General features: G+C 50.1%; 21 protein-coding genes. 12 read left to right on the top strand and 9 right to left on the bottom strand.

What is annotated here, in order from left to right:
• Positions 1–12: 12 nt before the first annotated feature.
• Together AC04MQ_RS13180 and AC04MQ_RS13175 are read left to right on the top strand one after the other, a co-directional pair.
• A complete protein-coding gene (locus AC04MQ_RS13180) occupies positions 13–918 on the top strand; it encodes a LysR family transcriptional regulator (protein WP_015090188.1) in 906 nt (301 codons plus the stop codon).
• A gap of 74 nt (positions 919–992) precedes the next feature.
• Complete coding sequence (locus tag AC04MQ_RS13175; protein ID WP_015090189.1) at positions 993–2,906, top strand: methyl-accepting chemotaxis protein; 1,914 nt, start codon at positions 993–995, stop codon at positions 2,904–2,906.
• Here AC04MQ_RS13175 and AC04MQ_RS13170 read toward each other — a convergent pair.
• Positions 2,833–3,348 (bottom strand): hypothetical protein, encoded by a 516-nt coding sequence (locus AC04MQ_RS13170; RefSeq protein WP_148278719.1) that lies wholly within the window; start codon positions 3,346–3,348, stop codon positions 2,833–2,835. The genes AC04MQ_RS13175 and AC04MQ_RS13170 overlap by 74 nt on opposite strands.
• Before the next feature lie 186 nt (positions 3,349–3,534).
• On the opposite strand from AC04MQ_RS13170, the gene AC04MQ_RS13165 reads away from it, so the two are divergent.
• The 3 genes from AC04MQ_RS13165 to AC04MQ_RS13155 all read left to right on the top strand — a co-directional run bounded on the left by AC04MQ_RS13165 (position 3,535) and on the right by AC04MQ_RS13155 (position 5,429).
• Positions 3,535–3,966, top strand: a complete 432-nt coding sequence (locus AC04MQ_RS13165; protein WP_475392294.1) for a hypothetical protein — start codon at positions 3,535–3,537, stop codon at positions 3,964–3,966.
• A gap of 81 nt (positions 3,967–4,047) precedes the next feature.
• The gene (locus AC04MQ_RS13160; RefSeq protein WP_015090191.1) at positions 4,048–5,040 is read left to right on the top strand and encodes a hypothetical protein; all 993 of its coding nucleotides are present in this window, start codon (positions 4,048–4,050) and stop codon (positions 5,038–5,040) included.
• A complete protein-coding gene (locus AC04MQ_RS13155; RefSeq protein ID WP_015090192.1) occupies positions 5,040–5,429 on the top strand; it encodes a hypothetical protein in 390 nt (129 codons plus the stop codon). The genes AC04MQ_RS13160 and AC04MQ_RS13155 overlap by 1 nt, the downstream gene beginning before the upstream one ends.
• A 16-nt stretch (positions 5,430–5,445) precedes the next feature.
• Here AC04MQ_RS13155 and AC04MQ_RS13150 read toward each other — a convergent pair whose 3' ends face one another.
• From AC04MQ_RS13150 to nrdR, 5 genes are all read right to left on the bottom strand, one after another.
• On the bottom strand, positions 5,446–6,291 hold the full coding sequence (locus AC04MQ_RS13150) for a pyruvate, water dikinase regulatory protein (RefSeq protein WP_011163619.1): 846 nt from the start codon (positions 6,289–6,291) through the stop codon (positions 5,446–5,448).
• Positions 6,291–6,845: a GTP cyclohydrolase gene (locus AC04MQ_RS13145; protein WP_235046268.1), complete on the bottom strand. Its 555-nt coding sequence runs from the start codon at positions 6,843–6,845 to the stop codon at positions 6,291–6,293. The genes AC04MQ_RS13150 and AC04MQ_RS13145 overlap by 1 nt, the downstream gene beginning before the upstream one ends.
• A 79-nt stretch (positions 6,846–6,924) precedes the next feature.
• Positions 6,925–7,377, bottom strand: coding sequence for a hypothetical protein (locus tag AC04MQ_RS13140; protein WP_015090195.1), 453 nt, complete (start codon positions 7,375–7,377; stop codon positions 6,925–6,927).
• On the bottom strand, positions 7,377–7,784 hold the full coding sequence (gene nusB / locus AC04MQ_RS13135) for a transcription antitermination factor NusB (RefSeq protein ID WP_041577077.1): 408 nt from the start codon (positions 7,782–7,784) through the stop codon (positions 7,377–7,379). The genes AC04MQ_RS13140 and nusB overlap by 1 nt, the downstream gene beginning before the upstream one ends.
• The gene (nrdR, locus tag AC04MQ_RS13130; protein ID WP_011163623.1) at positions 7,723–8,307 is read right to left on the bottom strand and encodes a transcriptional regulator NrdR; all 585 of its coding nucleotides are present in this window, start codon (positions 8,305–8,307) and stop codon (positions 7,723–7,725) included. Before nrdR ends, nusB begins: the two co-directional genes overlap by 62 nt.
• Positions 8,308–8,454: 147 nt before the next feature.
• On the opposite strand from nrdR, the gene AC04MQ_RS13125 reads away from it, so the two are divergent.
• The 4 genes from AC04MQ_RS13125 to AC04MQ_RS13110 all read left to right on the top strand — a co-directional run bounded on the left by AC04MQ_RS13125 (position 8,455) and on the right by AC04MQ_RS13110 (position 11,722).
• Positions 8,455–9,087, top strand: a complete 633-nt coding sequence (locus AC04MQ_RS13125; protein ID WP_235046269.1) for a hypothetical protein — start codon at positions 8,455–8,457, stop codon at positions 9,085–9,087.
• Positions 9,084–10,271 (top strand): RsmB/NOP family class I SAM-dependent RNA methyltransferase, encoded by a 1,188-nt coding sequence (locus AC04MQ_RS13120; protein ID WP_015090199.1) that lies wholly within the window; start codon positions 9,084–9,086, stop codon positions 10,269–10,271. The genes AC04MQ_RS13125 and AC04MQ_RS13120 overlap by 4 nt, the downstream gene beginning before the upstream one ends.
• A gap of 62 nt (positions 10,272–10,333) precedes the next feature.
• On the top strand, positions 10,334–10,882 hold the full coding sequence (locus AC04MQ_RS13115) for a hypothetical protein (protein WP_148278720.1): 549 nt from the start codon (positions 10,334–10,336) through the stop codon (positions 10,880–10,882).
• Between the two features lie 99 nt (positions 10,883–10,981).
• Positions 10,982–11,722, top strand: a complete 741-nt coding sequence (locus tag AC04MQ_RS13110; protein WP_011163627.1) for a hypothetical protein — start codon at positions 10,982–10,984, stop codon at positions 11,720–11,722.
• A gap of 49 nt (positions 11,723–11,771) precedes the next feature.
• Here the strand turns inward: AC04MQ_RS13110 and AC04MQ_RS13105 are convergent, their stop codons facing one another.
• Positions 11,772–12,527, bottom strand: a complete 756-nt coding sequence (locus AC04MQ_RS13105) for a hypothetical protein (RefSeq protein WP_475392293.1) — start codon at positions 12,525–12,527, stop codon at positions 11,772–11,774.
• Between the two features lie 83 nt (positions 12,528–12,610).
• Between AC04MQ_RS13105 and lgt the strand changes: the two genes are divergently transcribed.
• On the top strand, positions 12,611–13,669 hold the full coding sequence (gene lgt, locus AC04MQ_RS13100; protein WP_475392292.1) for a prolipoprotein diacylglyceryl transferase: 1,059 nt from the start codon (positions 12,611–12,613) through the stop codon (positions 13,667–13,669).
• A gap of 284 nt (positions 13,670–13,953) precedes the next feature.
• Here the strand turns inward: lgt and AC04MQ_RS13095 are convergent, their stop codons facing one another.
• Positions 13,954–14,811 (bottom strand): LysR family transcriptional regulator, encoded by an 858-nt coding sequence (locus tag AC04MQ_RS13095; RefSeq protein ID WP_475392291.1) that lies wholly within the window; start codon positions 14,809–14,811, stop codon positions 13,954–13,956.
• Positions 14,812–14,902: 91 nt separating this feature from the next.
• Here AC04MQ_RS13095 and AC04MQ_RS13090 point away from each other — a divergent pair, with 91 nt between their 5' ends.
• Entirely contained in the window at positions 14,903–15,370 is a 468-nt protein-coding gene (locus tag AC04MQ_RS13090; RefSeq protein WP_475392290.1) for a hypothetical protein, read from the top strand.
• A gap of 64 nt (positions 15,371–15,434) precedes the next feature.
• The gene (locus tag AC04MQ_RS13085) at positions 15,435–16,052 is read left to right on the top strand and encodes a hypothetical protein (RefSeq protein ID WP_475392289.1); all 618 of its coding nucleotides are present in this window, start codon (positions 15,435–15,437) and stop codon (positions 16,050–16,052) included.
• Between the two features lie 82 nt (positions 16,053–16,134).
• On the opposite strand, the gene hisS is transcribed toward AC04MQ_RS13085, so the two are convergent.
• Positions 16,135–17,385, bottom strand: coding sequence for a histidine--tRNA ligase (hisS, locus tag AC04MQ_RS13080; protein WP_015090207.1), 1,251 nt, complete (start codon positions 17,383–17,385; stop codon positions 16,135–16,137).
• Positions 17,386–17,459 lie beyond the last annotated feature (74 nt).

The raw sequence follows: 17,459 nt of genomic DNA, 5'->3' as shown, positions 1-17,459 counted from the left end.
GGAGATTTTCTTGTGAAGAACCTTTATCAGCTGACCACCTTTGTGACTGTCATCAGCGAAGGGAGCATGACTGCTGCGGCAGATAAGCTCTATCTGACTCAACCTGCGGTGTCTCAGCAGATTCGCAATCTGGAGGAAGATCTAGGCGTGGAGCTCCTGGTAAGGGGCGTACGCTCAATCAAAGCCACTCCTCAAGGGGAGGTGCTTTATGAGTACGCCAAGAAGATCATTCATCTGACCCAACAGGCTGAAATCGCCATTAAATCCATCGGTAATCAAATGAAGGGGCAGTTGCGAATTGGGACACTGAACTCTTTGGGTTTGCACGTGATGAGTCCCATTGTGGGACGCCTGATGCGCCACAATCCCGAGCTGACCCTGAAGATTGAATACGATCGCGGGGATGAGCTGATCAAGGGATACAAAAAAGGCCAGTACGATGTGCTGATCCTTCCGGATGTGCAGACGGAGTTTGCTTCCGAGCTTGATAGCAGCGAACAGAAATTCCTTTTGAAGGAAGAAATGTGGCTGGTGGGTTCAAGTAAAGATGAAAAAATGCCCCAACAGATCATGGTTAAGGACATGGGATCTTTCCCCCTGGTGGATTTTACCGAAGAATTCCCGGCCTTCTATAGCGAACTGCATGGCAAAATCCAGACTCAAGGGGCGAAGGTCAATTCGATCTTTGAATCCTCTAATGTCGGTACTTTGAAGCGCGTGATCGAAGCGGGCCTGGGCTGGGGCTTCCTGCCAGCGCACTCGATCAAGAAACAAGTCCGTTCGGGCCGTTTGAATCGTGTGTACGTCAAAGACATGCACTACGAAATTGATCTGATGTTCTATTATAAAAAGAACTCTGACAGCCGTGCTTTGGTCGAGGTGTTCTATCAGACCTTGGCTCAGCAGGAAAAAGGCTGATCTTAGGTCTCATTAATATTGACTCCCTTTCTGCCGAAAAGATTCTCGGATCTTTTTCGTCGGAAGGGACGTCTATGAAGAAAAGCTATTCTATTCAGGTGAAACTGGCAGTGCCGATCATTCTCATCGCATTGTTGGTATTGGGAACAATGACTTTCCTTATGGCTAATAACAGCCATGAAAATGCAGAAAAAGCAGCGACTGATAAAACCGTGGCCATGGGGCAGGCTTACGCCACCGAAATGCGCCTGGAGGTTGAACGCGGACTGGACATTTCCCGCAACGTCGCGCACATTCTTGAATCCTTCAAAAAACACGGTAACACAAGCCGTTCGCAGGTAGCGGATGCTTTGCGTGAACTTCTGGAAAAGAACAAGTTCGTTATCGGTACATGGACGGGCTGGGAGCCGAATGCCTGGGATGGCAAGGACTCTGAATTTGTGTCCGTGCAAGGTCATGATGAAACCGGTCGTTTCGTGCCTTATTTGAACTGGGAAAAAGGCAAGTCATCTTTGACTCCGTTGGTGGGTTACGCCAAGCAGGGTGACGGTGACTATTATCTGGTTCCAAAACAGCGTTTGAAAGAAACCATGGTTGAACCTTACCTGTACCCAATTGATGGTGTGCAGGTGCTGATGACTTCCGCGGTGGTGCCTATTGTGATTGATGGCAAGTTTGTGGGCGTGGCAGGTGTCGATCTGCCGTTGAAAGATCTTCAGAAAAAAGCGGGGGGTATCAAGCCGTTTGAAACGTCTCAGGCTTTCCTGGTGACGGCCCATGGTAACTGGGTGTCCCACCCGGATGAAGGCATGATTACCAAAGCCGCAGAGTACCCGTTCGAAGCGGAAAAATTCAAATCAGCTATCGGCAAAGGCGAGCCACTGGTGATCACCGGTGTGGATCCGAAAGACAGTCTTGAGTATTTGTATGTTGTATCCCCGATGAACGTGGGCGCAACGGAAGAACCATGGGCTTTGATTGTCAGAACACCGACGAAAACGGTTTTGGCTGAAGCCAATGCCGCAGTGTGGACTCAAGTGATCATCTCTTTGACTGGCATCTTTGTGTTGCTGGTGGCGGTAATGATGATTGCTCGTTATATTTCCAAATCTGTCAGCGGTCTTTCTGAAAAACTTCAGAACTCTGGTGACCTGGTGTCTTCAGCGATTCATCAGTTGTCCATTGCGGGTCAGTCCCTGTCTGAATCCAGCAGTGCTTCCGCAGCTTCTTTGGAAGAAACCGTGGCGGCCCTGGAGGAAATGACATCCATGGTGAAAATGAACTCGGACAACGCGAAGCAGGCGGCGGCACTTTCGGCACAGTCATCTGATACGGCAGTTCAGGGTGAAAAAGAGATGGGCGAATTGCTGTCTTCTATGAACGAGATTTCAGCGTCTTCCAAACAGATCGAAGAGATCATCAACGTGATTGATGATATCGCCTTCCAGACGAACTTGCTGGCGTTGAATGCCTCTGTCGAAGCGGCGCGTGCCGGAGAACACGGTAAAGGTTTTGCTGTGGTAGCGGAAGCGGTTCGCACTTTGGCGCAAAGATCTGCCTCTGCGGCGAAAGACATCACGGGTCTGATCAAGGAATCCGTTGAAAAAATCGAACGTGGCACGCACAAGTCGGCGAAATCCGGCGAGATGCTGAAGCACATCGTGACCTCGGTGAAGAAGGTTTCAGATCTGAACAACGAAATTTCCATGGCCAGCGAAGAGCAGTCCACGGGTATTTCTCAGATTTCAAAAGCCATGAACCAACTGGATCAATCCGTGCAGTCGAATGCCGCGTCCTCTGAGGAAATCGCGGGCACCGCCCAAGAGATCAATACTCAGGCGGCGATCATGAAGAATGTGGTCGATGAGCTTAATAACGTCGTTTACGGGAGCGGGCGCCAAGCGCCAGCTCTGACTAATGATGGGGCTCCTGCCAGAGCGACTCGTGCAGATATGGATGCAGAAGAGGGTTGGAAAGCTGCTTCTTAAACCAGCAAGCCTTATGAAGTAGGGTCGCTTCTTCCCAGGTCTTGGCCGAACGAAGCGCACCCTTCAAGTACCAGTAAACGCGGGCGCGTTCGACTGTGTTTAATTCGCAAAATCCCGTATCCACATAACAACTGACGTGACTGTGCATGGCTACATCATAGATGTCGTTGCAGCTGGTCTGTCTGTCCAGTTCCAGGGTTCTTTCCTGCAGACATAAACGCACATCCTGCAACCAGGTTTGTGCTCTGGGCGCGAATTTCTTTTCGTCTTTCAGAAAGCTTTCACAATAGGGTTTGCCGAAGTTCATCCAATAACCGCGACTGCCGCAGCTTAATTCCTGTTCTTTGCATTGATAGTAATCACAGGAATTATCGCTGGGAACGCAGGTGGCCTGAGCGATGATGGGTGTAAACAAAAACAATAAAATCAAGTATCTAAGCATGGGCCGACCATAAAGAAGCCGGGGGCGGGTGTAAAGCAAATGGGGCCGGGATCGGCAAAATTACCACAACTGTCAGGATTGTGACGGGGCATTTTGTGGTGTCTGACGGGTTTTTATGTGGTTCAGTGGGTTTTCTCGCATTTCTTAAGGGGGATCATTAAGGTCACCTCAACGAAAGGACTCTGTATGAAGGCATTGATGGCTTTGATTATGATCGTATTGGCAGCGGCCGGCGCTCAGGCGGCAGCCGATTCTGTGGCGGTGTTTCACCGTGCCGAGAAAGTCGGCGTTTTGCTGAATGAGCGAGGCGCTTACGGACGTATCCAGCAGTTCATGGATGCCGTGGGTGCTGAAGGCCGCTATCGCTGGTTGAGTGCCGATGAAAGCGTAAAGATCGAGTGCGCCCGCGAAGACGTCAGAGCCACCTGCACCATTCGCTTTCTTCCGTCGGACATCGTGAAAATCCAGGGCCGCAGCGTGAAGGCGGTGGTGGCGACGAATGAGTTCCCGCAGTCTTTTGAAATGGTCTTTGAAAGCTCTATGGAAGATCGCTTCAAACTGGTTCTGACCCCTGAAGGAATTGAACTGTGGGCCGGAAAGCGTGGCCAGCAGCCCTAGCCGTAGTACCAAGGTCTGATTCTGTTTAGGGTCTGCCAACAAGCTTGGGAAAAATGACGATGCCATTGGATAATAAAACCAATGGCATTTTTTTTGGTCTTCTTATTTTCTTGGAGCGTCTTTGCAGGGGAGCCTGACAATTTTTCCGCCCGTCGTGACAAGAATGCGGTGGTGGCCAATGCCGAAATCAATCGCGTGGTGAATTCCATTTTGGCGATGGCGCTTGATAACTATAATTACAGCAGCAAATCCTGTGATCGAAAAAGATTTTTAAAATACCTGGAAGACGATCTGGATCGCAATCTTCCGCAAATCACCAAAGCTCTGTATTTCAATGTGCCGCAGGCCGGTCCCAAACATCACTCCGAAGTTCCTTATGCGGCGGGAAGACCATACACGCAGCTTTATTTCTCGCAAAGTGCGAAAGTGCAGGTGAAAGGGCAAACCTTCTTTGTGGGGTTTGATAAGATCGACCATTTCTTTTCTCACGGTTCCATGTACTGGGACATGGTCGGTCAGGATGCAAAGCTTCCGGCCGATAAAGTAAAAAAGGCCCTTGAAGTTGGCGTCATGCAGGAAAATGCGACGTGGGGGTTGCAGCGCCCGGGCGTGAAATCTTATGCCGATCTGATGGCAAACTATAAAGGTCTTTATTTCTGGCGCGATCTGTTTGACGGGGCCCCGCCGTTCATCGTCTGTAAAAACGGAAAGTTTGAAAAGAACCGCGAATTTGATCTGGCCAATTATTTTGAACCCGTGATGGATGAAACGATCAATTGCAGCAGTTTTGCAGATCAGGAAATTCATGATCGTATCACAGCGGTCACCAAAAAATGGAACCTGAACTGTCCGGTGGATGCGAACGCCTGTGCTACGGCCAAAAAAAACCACGGGGATAAATCCGCATTCTTGTTGCATCCGCTGTGTCTGGGGACGGGAAGTTCCCAGATTGAAAAAGCCTCGCCGATGACCACCAAAGACGTGATCGACACCGCTCAGGCCGCGATGTCCGGTGGCGGAGATTATCTGCTGTTTAAGCTTTTCGGTGAAAAGAAAAAGAAAGGGGCGCAGTAATGGTTTATCTGTTGATGCTGTCCCTGGCCTGGTCGGCAGGGGAAAAGGTCAGTGTGACGGAAGCCCGTAAAACCTGGAAGGCCTTCCGTGCTTGCGAAAACCAAAAGGCTAAAGAGGCGGATCTTTTACGCTGTGCCAATGCCGAACTGTCAGAAAAGCTTATTCCGGCGGTGAAGGCTCAGATGATTCAGTTTCTGGATCAGGGTATTTCTTTTTCAGATGTGCGAGAGTGCGAAGAAAATGCGCCGATCCAGCCCATGAAACCTGTCGCGGGTGAAACGGCTTTCTGCATGCAGCTGACCGGACTAAAAAAACAATCCCACGGCTATGTCGTTTTTGTAAAAGAAAACGGAGCCGCCAAAATTCAAACTATTAAGTTCAAATTTTAAAGGCTCCGCAAAGGTTCTAGAAGATAACGCTGTCAGGAAGACCCAGGCGAGCGGCGATGATACGCACGATTTCGCTGGCGGTTTCTTCCAGGGCGCGTTCGGTGACGTTAAACACGGGCCAGCGGCGGTTCACTTTAAAGATCTTTTCAGCGTATTCGATTTCTTTGGCGATGTGAGACATCGAGGCATAGGATCCGCCCGGATCCTGGCCGAATTTTTCCAAACGGCTTTTGCGGATACGCTGCAGGGAATCCATATCGATGATCAAACCCACAATGCGACGCTGATCGATCTTGAACAATTCTTCTGGCAGGGGAGTGTCCAGTACCAGCGGCACGTTGGCAACCTTCCAGCCCTTATGGGACAGGAAGATGGAAAGCGGAGTTTTACTGGTGCGGGAAATCCCGACCAGGACGATGTCGGCTTTGTCCAGTTCGGCAAAGGTTTTGCCGTCGTCGTGTTTTACGGTGTATTCGATGGCTTCAATGCGTTTGAAGTATCTTTCATCCACGGCACGCAATGCGCCCACGGTGTCTTCGGAATGCTGACCAAAGAAAGTGTCCAAAGTTGAAAGCAGCGGACCCAGAAGGTCAAAATAGGGAATGCCTTTGCCTGAAGCCATTTCGCGGATCTTGGCGCGCAGACCCTGGCTGGCAACGGTGTAGGCCAGCATCCCACGGCGTTCGAAGCATTCTTCGATAACGGCTTCAGCCTGGGTGTCGGTGCGCACGTTTTTACAGCGGATGATATTAACGTCTTTGGTGGTGTATTGAACCAAAGCCGCGCGAATCATGGTTGCCGCGGTTTCACCGGTACTGTCGGAAAGAATATAGATGGTGTAGGTTTTGTTATCGCCGTCCATCAGTCAGCAAGTCCGTTGATCAGGGCGCGACGCACGTTTTCAACATGTTCTTTCAGCCACAGGTCTGCCATGCCCGAGAACAGAATAAAGGCGAAGTCAGGGCTTGCTTTGATCAAAAGGCAGGACGTTTTGTTTTCCGGATCCAGATGTTGCAGCTGCAGTTTTTCCAGCATCGGCTGGGATGCGGTGGACAGCACAGACAAAAGATTCATCGGCGGGATTTTAACAAAGGATTTGGAATTGTTTTTCAAAAGGTGAGTCGCACCTTTTTGGAAGTAAGCTTGCGCTTTCCACTGACCATCGTGATTTTCCAGCATAACGCCGGCATCAAACAACAATGCCAGACGCGAGAACACCACAATCGCACGATCAATGTGATCTTCCGGCAGACCCAAAGAAAGGCCGCGCACCAAAGACAGATCGCGGGATGGCTCGAAGTGAGCGTGACGTTCAGAGGCTTCCACCTTGGCTTCAAAATCATTGTCCAGAACAGACTCTAGTCGTTTCTGAAGGTTTGTGATTGTTGACACCAAAGACTGCGAAAATTTCTCCATGAACGCTCCCACTAAGATGCTCCGCCAAATGATGATGTTGGTGATGGCGGTTTATTTAATTGTGGGGAGAAACGTTTGTTTAATCAAGGACGACTGTGAATTCCTGAACCGGGTGGTGGGACTGCCACGCAATCTGCAGGTTCCCGGTACTTTGTCCAGGTGGCATGAAGATGCGCAAAGTGGGCTCGTTCAGATTCTTCCAGATGCGGAAAATCTCGGCGGTCCACTGGGTAAGGTCTTCGTTCCAGGGAAGGATCACGACCCATTTGTTTGGCAAAAGTTTGTCAGAGGCGATCATCAGCGGCTGAACAGACATCGCAGGCACGGCGGGCTTGTTCAGTTCGGTCTGTTCCAGAACAAGACCTAAAAATTCGGGCAGAGCCGGAGTTTGATGGCGCGAAGACTTGCACACCTGAAAATTCAGGTACCAATCCAGCTTCGCGGTCCACGGCGACTTTTCCAGATCAGGCACAATCCACAGGTCGGAACCCGGGTTCAGAGCGCTGGCCTGGGAAAGTACGCTAAGAGCCATTAGTGAGCCTTGCCGACTTGATCAAGAAGTCCGTTAACGAAGCCGCCAGAATCGGAAGTTCCGTATTTTTTGGCGATTTCCACCGCTTCATTGATGGCGATGTTTTCTTTGATCGGGTCTGCGGCAAAACGCATTTCGTAAACGGCAATGCGCAGGATGTTGCGGTCGATGGTCGCCATGCGTTCCACTTTCCAGTGGGCGCTGGAGGCTTGAATCTTGGAATCAATCGCTTCTTTGTTGGATTTCACACCGGTCACGAGAAGATCAGCATAAGTGATCACTTCGGGGTCAAGACTTTGCTCAAACACTTCCAGGAAGGTTTGGTAGCTGATCTGCGGAGCAAACTCAGTTTGAAAGAGGACCTGGAGGGCGAGTTCGCGGGCTTGGCGTCTTGCTGTCAGTTTCATGGTTCGTACTTTTCTCGCTTTCAACAAATGTCATAGCGGTGAGGCTTAATTGTGGATTACTTGCGTCGACAAAATCAAGAAGTTCAGCGTCTTCCAGCGTCTCCACAAATTCCTGAACGTCTTTGAAGGTTCTGTATACACTTGCAAAGCGAATATAGGCAACGTCATCCAGTTGTTTTAGTTCTGCCATGACCTTTTTCCCGATCAGACGGGAAGAGATCTCGGATTCGCCACGGTTGATCACCCAGGCAGAGATCTTTTCAACCACCGCATCGATCTGCGCCAGACTGACCGGACGCTTCTGACAGGAGGCTTGAAGACCCTTAAGGATTTTTTCTTTGCTGAACGGTTCGCGGCGGCCGTCTTTTTTGATGATGAACGGGAACGCGAGCATGATCGTTTCTACAGTCGAGAAACGGGCTTTGCACTCGAGGCACTCACGACGGCGGCGGATGCTTCCGTCCTTCTGCACTCGGGTATCCAAAACTCTGTCATCAGCATGTCCGCAAAAAGGGCATTTCATAGTCTTTAGTCCCGTCCAAAAAGCTAGCCGGAGATTAGGGAGGCGCCTGCTTTCAGTCAATGGGTCTAGTGTTGATGGCTTGGCGTGTCAACGACTTCCTCGCCAGAGGGAAAACTGAATAGAATAGAAGCCAGAATTGAGGTGCGTGTGAAGACTTTTCTATCGTTGATTTTGCCCTTGTTTTTGAGCTCCATTGCCACAGCCCAAGACTCCCAGCCTGTTGTGGGCCGTGATGCTGCCGCCAAGTACTTCCAGCCGCGTGATACGGCGTCATCGTCTTCGTTCAATACCGGCGGCGGTCCGTCGGATCATTACCTGGCTTTGCACTTTGGCCGTTACATGGCGTCGCAATCCTATGACTGGGGCAAGAACGGTCAGGAAGACGATGTGGGTAAAAACCAGTTCGGCGTCACTTACCGGGTGGGCGAGTGGTACAACTCCATGGACATGCTGCTAAGAATTGATTATTCCGAGTACGACCTGGGGGGCGAAACTCCGAATAAACTGGCGTTTGTTCCGATGATCATGTTCCCGGATGCGACCTCGCGTTTCCCGCTGTATTTCGGTGCGGGTGCCGGTTTGGGAGTGTTCTTTAAACAGGCCTCTGGAAAATCTGCACTGTCCCTGGATTATCAGGTTGTTGCGGGGGCACGATTCTTCAATATCTTTGAAAACACTGGATTCTTCATTGAAGCTGGTTTAAAAAACCACCTTCTTATTCTGTCCTCCGGGCAGTTCAACGGAACCTTTTTGGCCACTGGCCTGGTGTTTACATTTTGAAAATTCACAAGCATCTCGTATCTGAAATCGTCACCGCTCTGGATGAAATCTTTGAACAGGGTTTCTATGCCGACAAAGTCATCCAGCGCCACCTGAAGGCCAACACCCGCTGGGGTTCCCGCGACCGCCGTTTCTTTGCTGAATCTGTTTACGAAATCGTGCGCTGGGAGCGTCTGCTTTCCCACCTGGCTGACGACAACGATCTTTGGAAAGTCTGGGGCGCGTACTGGGTGCGCGGTGGAAACGAGCTTCCTGACTGGGAAGAACTTGACGGTCTTGATCCGAAAGAAGTCATCGCCCGTGACAAGAACGTATCTTCATTCGCCATCGCTCAGTCAATTCCAGACTGGATGCACGAACGGGGCACCCTGGAACTGGGCGAAGAGTGGAAGGATGCGATGCGCGCGCTGAACAAGCCCGCGGAAGTGTTCCTGCGCACCAACACTTTGAAAACCACTCCGGATGAGCTGATCAAAACTTTGGAAAAAGACGGCATCAATGCCACAAAAGTTTCCCCGGATCTGCCGAACGCTCTTCGTTTGGTGGAACGTAAAAACGTCTTCATCACCGAATCCTTCAAGCTGGGTCTGTTCGAAGTTCAGGATGCCGCTTCCCAAATGGTGGCGCCTTTGTTGGGCATCGAACCGGGTCACCGCGTGATCGACGCTTGTGCTGGTGCTGGCGGCAAGAGCTTGCACATGGCTTCCATGATGAAAAACAAGGGCAAGATCATTTCTTTGGACATTCACGAGTGGAAATTGAAAGAGCTGAAAGTTCGTGCCCGCCGTGATGGTGTGGACGTGATCGAAACCCGTTTGATTGATTCCAACAAAGTGATCAAACGCTTGTACGACACTGCGGACCGCGTGCTTTTGGATGTGCCTTGTTCGGGAATGGGCGTTTTGCGCCGCAATCCTGACACCAAATGGAAATTGAGCAACGAAGAGATCGACCGTCTGCATGGTCTGCAGTACGAGATCTTGAGCACCTATTGCAACATGACCAAAAAAGGCGGGCAGATGGTCTATGCGACCTGCAGCCTTTTGCCGAGTGAAAACGAAAAGCAGATTGAAAAGTTCATGGCCGAACACGGGAAGGACTGGACTTTGCTCAAGCAAATTCATGTTCGTCCGGATAAAGAAGGCTATGACGGCTTCTATGCGGCTCTGTTGAAACGAAATTAAGACTTTGCAACTGGACCTCGGCTGGCCTCGGGGTCCTAAGTAAACCCACCGATAAAGATTCTGTGAAGAAACTATTGGTGGTCCTCTTAGTGTTGTTTTCTGTGAATGCCCACGCCGGCTTTTTGCTGGAGCTGGGTGGCACCTATATGTCAGACAATCTGACCACCGACGAAACCCGAACCTCCGCTAAATACTTCTACAATATCGGCCTGCTGTTCAGTCTGAAAAAGCACATCTGGGGCGGGTGGAATTATTCTGGAATCTCACACACTGACAAAGACGAAGTGACGATCGACTTTGCCTCGACCGACACGGGGCCTTACGTGAAGTGGCAGTTCGGGCGCAATGAACTTTACAGTGTCAGCATGGCTTACAATATTCTAAGCACCGGGACTTTCACCAACGACGGTGAAAGCGAAAAATGGACGGGGACCAGCATGTGGTTTCAGTTCGGGGTCATGCCCGAGTTCAAAGAGGGCTTCCATATCGGGGCGTCTTTGAACTATTACCTGGCAAATTATACAAAGAAGACCGTCGACGGCACCGAAACCAGCTCCTCAGACTCGAAATCCTGGATTTTCCCGATGCTTACGCTCACCAAAGAGTGGTAACGCCTTGCGAAAGGTTAAATAGTCAGCATCGGGGCTTTTTCATTTGAAAGCTCGTATTTGCCTTGATATGACCCCTGCCAACGAAACAAGGGGGTCCAAATGATTCGTTCTATTATCGCAGCTGCGTTGACACTGGGTATGGCGTCATCCGCATTCGCTACAGACAAAGCTTACTTCGAAATCAAGAGAGTTATCGTTCGTGACGTAACTGCTCAATATCCACAGATGGAAACGTATGCCAAAGGTGCAAACGGTCTTTCTCAGGATTGCAACTCTCAGCGCCCATTGCGCGTGAAATTCACTGGCGAGTCCGCTATCGCTAACGACGTGAATCCTTTGAACGCGATCGAATTGATCGTGGATCAAATCATCAACATCGGTAAAAAAATCTTCGCAGTTATCAACGCAGGTAAATCTGTTGTTAACGTGAAATTGGACACTGCAAATGCTCTTCCTGCTGGTTTGACTTGCTGGTCTGACCTTGCTGGCTGGAACATTCCTCAGTCCAAAGTTTACAACGTAACTTATGAAAACGGCTTCGGTATGTCTGTTGTCGATTTCTCTTACCGCGTAACTTACACTGCAGGTGGTTCTGCTGATGGCGTTGGTAAATACATCACTAACGCGACCTTCATGCCAGCGAACCTGTCTGTTGCATGGGGCTTCAACTTCGACGCTAACGCGATCATCCCGTCTGTATTCAACACAGGCTCCAAGCGTGATCCTGTAGCTGGTATGCAAATGAACATGGAGTGGAAAGTGACTTCTCCAATGGCTCACGAGCAAGCGACAGAGAGCTACTTCGTAAGCGGCGAAAACAAGCTTATCGAGTTGGAATAGTTTAAGTTTTAAAAAAAAAGGCCCGGCAAAACCGGGCCTTTTGTCTTCTTTAGAAGAAGATCTTAAGTCCTGACCTGATCCCTGTGCGATCGGTGACTGTGTCATCGGTAGCAGCAGGGATTTTTGTTTTCTGGCTCTCCTTGTACCAGTTTCCGAAGATCCGCACGGCTTTAAAGTCTATAAAAAGCCCGGCTTCGGTGCGATTGCCTTCGACATCTCCCAATTCATCCGTGGAGGTGGGAAGGAAATAGCGATATTTCCCGTCAATTCCAAAGTACTTGGTCAAATAAACCTGCAGCGACACCTGGCCGAACTGCTGCGAAAGCCTTTGATCGGCCTCGCGCGTGCGCATCCCGTAGTGCAGGGTTAGCGAGGTGTTCTGGATCGAATTTCCCAGAACGCGGATGTTCAGCATACCGGTCAGGTCGTTGAACTCCTCATCGCTGTTGTTTTCATATTCTGCGGTCACACCCACGAACTGGGCATAGGCCGACAGCTCGCCCATGAAAGACACATGAGAATCGCTCACGGCCGTGTTGTCGGGGTCCTCGGTTTTGAATGAATTGTACGAAGCCCCAAGTGAAAACTCGTATGGTGACGGCGAATTCACCGACAGCCACATATCCATCATGCGGTTGCGGTTCTTCATTTCGAGCCATTCCGACAAGGACCAGCGGCTGCCTTCGCGGGCCGTCGCTCGTTTGGTGAAATCAATACCGCTGCCCCAGCGACTGCCGGATTGAGCCTGAGACAGACTCGCGGTCAAAATAATGCACAGTAGAAGTAGAGACGAAAATCTGGACATACCCCCATTTTCTCGCTTTATTACCATAAGGTCCAAAAATTCTCTTATCGAGACCCTTGTATGTCTCAAAGAAGGATACGTCTGTGGTTCATGATTTCGATCCATTTGCTTTAAGAATTTCCGGTGATTTCGGAGTCCGTTGGTACGGCCTCTCTTACATGATGGGCTTTATCTGCGCCTACATCCTGATCACTTGGCTGGCAAAAAGACAACGTGCGGGTTTGTCTGTCCAAATGGTCGGCGATTTTATCACATATGCGGCGATCGGTACTTTGGTGGGCGGTCGTTTGGGCTACGTGCTTTTCTACGGCCCGGATCTGTTCATGAAGTTCAAGTCTGAATTCCCGTTCTGGGGTGTCCTTGCGGTCAACGAAGGCGGCATGGCCAGCCACGGTGGGATCATCGGGATCGTGATTGCGTGCTTGCTGTATGCGCGCAAGTATTCTGTGAACTCTTTGTACCTGCTGGATCTGGTTGCGGTGACGGGCCCGATCGGGGTGTTCTTTGGTCGTATTGCGAACTTCATCAACGGTGAACTTGTCGGCCGTCCCTGTGATCCGACTTATCCATTGGCCGTGAAATTCCCGCAAGACATCGTTTCCTGGCCAGGTCAGGAAGCTGCGAAGCTTTCTGAGCTTGTTCCTGTGGTTGAAAAAATTGGTGTCAGCCGTGAACAGTGGCTGGAACTTGTGGATAAGTTCCGCTTCGACATGCCAGCGCGTGAGCAGTTGTATGCAACTTTGAATAAAGTGGTCGAATCCATCCAGGACGGCAATATCGCAGCAAAAGAGGCGATTGCGCCTTTGTTGACTCCGCGCTATCCGTCCCAGTTGTTCGCCGCTTTCGGTGAAGGTCTGCTGATCTTTATGTTCTTGTTCTTTCTATGGAGAAAACCACGCAAACCGGGCTTTATCGCGGCTTGCTTCGTCCTGATCTATGCGGTGGTTCGTGTTGTTGATGAACACTTCCGTATGCCAGATGCACACATCGGTTTCCAGGCTTTGGGTCTGACTCGCGGTCAGTGGCTGAGTCTTGCTATGTTTGTTGTCGGCCTGATTTTGATGGTCGTATGGACTCGTGCTGCCTCCTTGAAAATTCCGGGTTGGCAGAGAGGGCACTCCATTAAGTTGAACCGTAAATAGATCGCGCCAGTACGGCGGGGTTTAGAGGTGGGGGCTTGGGTGCCCCAAACGCTCAGACAGTCCTCGCGCTATGTTTGCTTTGTGAAGGCCACCTTATGGGTGGCTTTTTTGTTTTCTGATTGCTGCTGCCGATCTTTCTTGGCGCTGCGGAACTCGGTTTGGGGCACCCAAGCCCCCACCTCTAAACCCCACGTGACGCCTTACCTAAAAGGTACCTGCTTACTTTTGCAGAAGCTCTGCGTTAGCGGAAAAGGTACCTGCTTACTTTTTCCGAAGCGGTGCGTTTATTTGCAGTGGTGCAGGAAGGTTTGCATGTTCAGGCTGGGGACGGCGGTTTGGCGTTGGACTAGTTTCAAGTCGAATTGCAGGTTTTCTGCTGGAAGCAGGTCGGTCAGGATGCCGGATTTTAGGTCTTGTTCGATGAGGAAATCTGGCAAGACGGCGCAGCCCAGGCCTTTGAGGACCATGGTTCGGTGGGCGGTCAGGTTGTTGCTTGAGATTTTGATGCTGGCTTTGGGGTGAAGCTTTTTTAGTTTCTCCAGTGTCGGGAAAGCTCTGGTTGTGGTGTCATCGATTTCCCGGGAGCCTATGAAGGACTCTAGGATCGCTGCCTTTTTTCTCAGGTCTTTTCTGATGACAAGGTGGAAGCGGATCTTTTTTAGGACTTTCATTTTCAATGTTGGGGGCAGGCTTGGGATGTGAAAGAACAGGCCGAACTCCAGTTCGCCGCTGCTGATTTTTTCAAATAGCATTGATGCCGAACCTGAATACACGACCGGATAAAGCTGTGGGGCTTCGGCCAGCAAGGTTCCCAGGACATCAGGCACGAAGTGGCTGGCGATGGGTTCAGAGGCTCCAAAGTTTAATGGCCCTTGGGCGGTGGCTGACAGATGTCCTACGGCGGATTGCAGGCTGTCGACCTCTTCGAAGATGCGTTGGCTGCGTTCGAAAACTTCTTTGCCTTGGGCGGTCAATTGAACTCTACGGCCGACTCGTTCAAACAATGCAAACCCCAGGGAATCTTCCAGTTGTTTCACCATGCGGCTGATGGCGGGTTGCTGGATTCTTAAGGCCTTGGAGGCATTGGTAAAGCCGCCTTCCTTGGCGACCACATAAAAGTATTGCAAGTGCAGTAAGTTCATCTATGCCTTTTTAGCATGAATTTAATTGAAATTATATATTTTTGTATGTCCTTGGGTTTTGCTAGTTTGCGGGCATCCATAAGGAGGATGTATGAAAAAGTTCGTTCTTGTTATTCTGATGGGTCTTGCTTCTATGATGCCAAATCTGGCGGCCGCTTCTGGCTGCGGAGGGCCTGAGTACTATCGCGAAAGTACGAAGGTGCTTTCAACATCTCTGTTTAAGGATGCTGTTGAAAATCACACTATTTATCTGACAACCACAATTGCGGGGCCGCTCGAGCTTCAGGTGTCGGTTTACGCTGAGCTGATGCCTCAGCCGGATTATCCATCTTTTTACTGGCATAAACTTTATGCTCAATCCATCCCCCAAGGCTTCGATATTCATCAGCTGGAGGCTTTGCTGAATGCCGCTGACACGCGCATTGAAATGGTTGAAGACTTCTACAGCATCAACTGTGGCAATCCTTCTGAAGGAACCAGTAAGAATCTGCGTATGATCGTGAATTATAATGGCGAACTTGTGGAATTCCGTTCAGACTATCTTCCGGATTCTTACTAGCAGCTTAAAGGACTTTTAAACCCCCGGGTTTCGCGGTAGCCTTTTTTCAACAGGAGAAATCACCATGATCATCAGACTTGTTCTGTCCGTGTTGTTGTTGGGTTGTCTTTCGTTGGGATCGGCTACGGCGTGGGCTTTGGATTTTGACAAAGATACCGGGATGTCCCGAGAGGTTCTGGTCGAGTCTTTGAAAAAGAACACGCGCCTGAATCAAGAACAGATCGATCAGTTGGTTGTGACTTTGCAAAACCAGTTCAATGTGCAGCCCGGGGATAAGATTCCGATCAAAGGTTATCTGTATGCTCATGGCATGAACGTCGGTCTGTTCGTCGATCACGATGTGTGGGCCTTTGATGCTGCTTTCCTGGTGCCGGGCACGGATGAAGTCGTGCGCATTCCGGGAATGTATCTTTGTGATTTCAAAAATGGCGGTTTGAAGTTTGAGGTCGCCTACAAGTGGATGTTCAGCTTTATCCCAAGCGGAGTTTCCTTGAGCGAGCTGAATGGCGCGGTCTATGGCCGTGGCGTTGGGGTGGTGGCCGAAGCTTTCCTGGGGCTTGAAGGTTCTTGGTTGCCGGCGCAGAACCGCGTGAATGATCTGTTTCACGTTGCGGTGAAGCTGGGCTTTGGCGGCGGAATTGTCTTCCCGAAAATGGAATTCAAACTGCGCAATATCCAATAGACATTGTGACGGCAAGGCCCCTCTGAAAATAAAAAACCCGCTTCAAAGAGCGGGTTTTTTATTTTTAAGTTTATCCTGAAATCTAGATCGAAAACGGGTAGGTTTGAAGTTCGGCGCGGGTGATTTCTTTTTGCTCGCCCGTTGTGAAGTTCTTCACTGTGACCGTTTTGTTGGTCACTTCATTGCCGCCCAAAATCAAGGCATAGTGAGCGCCCAGCTTGTTGGCTTTTTGCATTTTCTTGCCCATTTTGCCGGACAGGAAGTTTTCAGTCTTAAAGCCGCGCACGCGCATTTCATGAGCGACCTTCACGCTTTCATCCTCGCCCTGTTCGTCAGCCCCAACAACGGCAATGATGACCTCTTGTTTGGTCGCAAGTTCCTTCGGAGTCAGGTCAGCCAAGCGGTCAATGCCGGCAGCCCAGCCCACGCCCGGAGTTTTTGGTCCACCCATGGTTTCAATCAAACCGTCATAGCGACCGCCCGCAAGCACGGTTCCCTGCGCGCCCAGTTTGGTCGTCGTGAATTCAAAGACAGTGTGGCAATAATAATCAAGTCCACGAACTAGATGATCATTAATCTTGTAAGGGATGCCCAGTTTTTCGATGCCCGCGATGACCTTTTTGAAGAAATCCTGGGATGTTTGATTCAAGGATTGTTCAAGTTTGGGTGCATTGGCATTTAGTTTCTTGTCGCCTTCGTCTTTGGAATCCAGAATGCGCAGTGGGTTTTTCTCAAGACGCATTTTGCTGTCTTCAGAAAGCTGATCCTTATGGGCTGTAAAGTAATTCACCAAAGTATCGCGGTAAGCCGCACGGCTTTCAGCATCGCCCAGTGTGTTGATTTCCAAAGTGCAGTCAGCAGAAATGCCGATTTTTTTCAGCAGATCCCACGCCAAAGAGATCGTTTCCACGTCGGCCAAAGGGGACTCATAACCTAAACACTCTGCGCCCAATTGGTAAAATTGGCGATATCGTCCTTTTTGTGGTCGCTCATAACGGAACATCGGGCCGGAATAATAGAACTTCAATGGAAGACTCTGCATCATGCCTTCTGAAATAAAAGCACGCGCCACACCTGCAGTACCCTCGGGTCTAAGCGTCAGACTTTCGCCGCCACGATCTGTAAAATCGTAAGTCTCTTTATTCACAACGTCGGAAGTTTCGCCCAAAGTGCGGTGAAAAACGTCAGAAAACTCGAAAATAGGGGTTTCGATCTCTCCGTATCCGTACAAAAGTGCCTTTTCATAGGCTGATTCTTCGACAAAACGGAAAAGAATGCTGTCTTCTGGAAGCAGGTCTCGAGTGCCGCGGACGCGTTGAATTTTGTTGCTCATGGAATTGGCCCTTTTTTGACTACAAAACATCGTTATATCAGAGGCACGGGCGGTGCGCAAAGCTATTGCTTTTA

Source organism: Bdellovibrio sp. MYbb2 (assembly GCF_056175685.1).
This window is presented reverse-complemented; position numbering and strand designations above follow the sequence as displayed.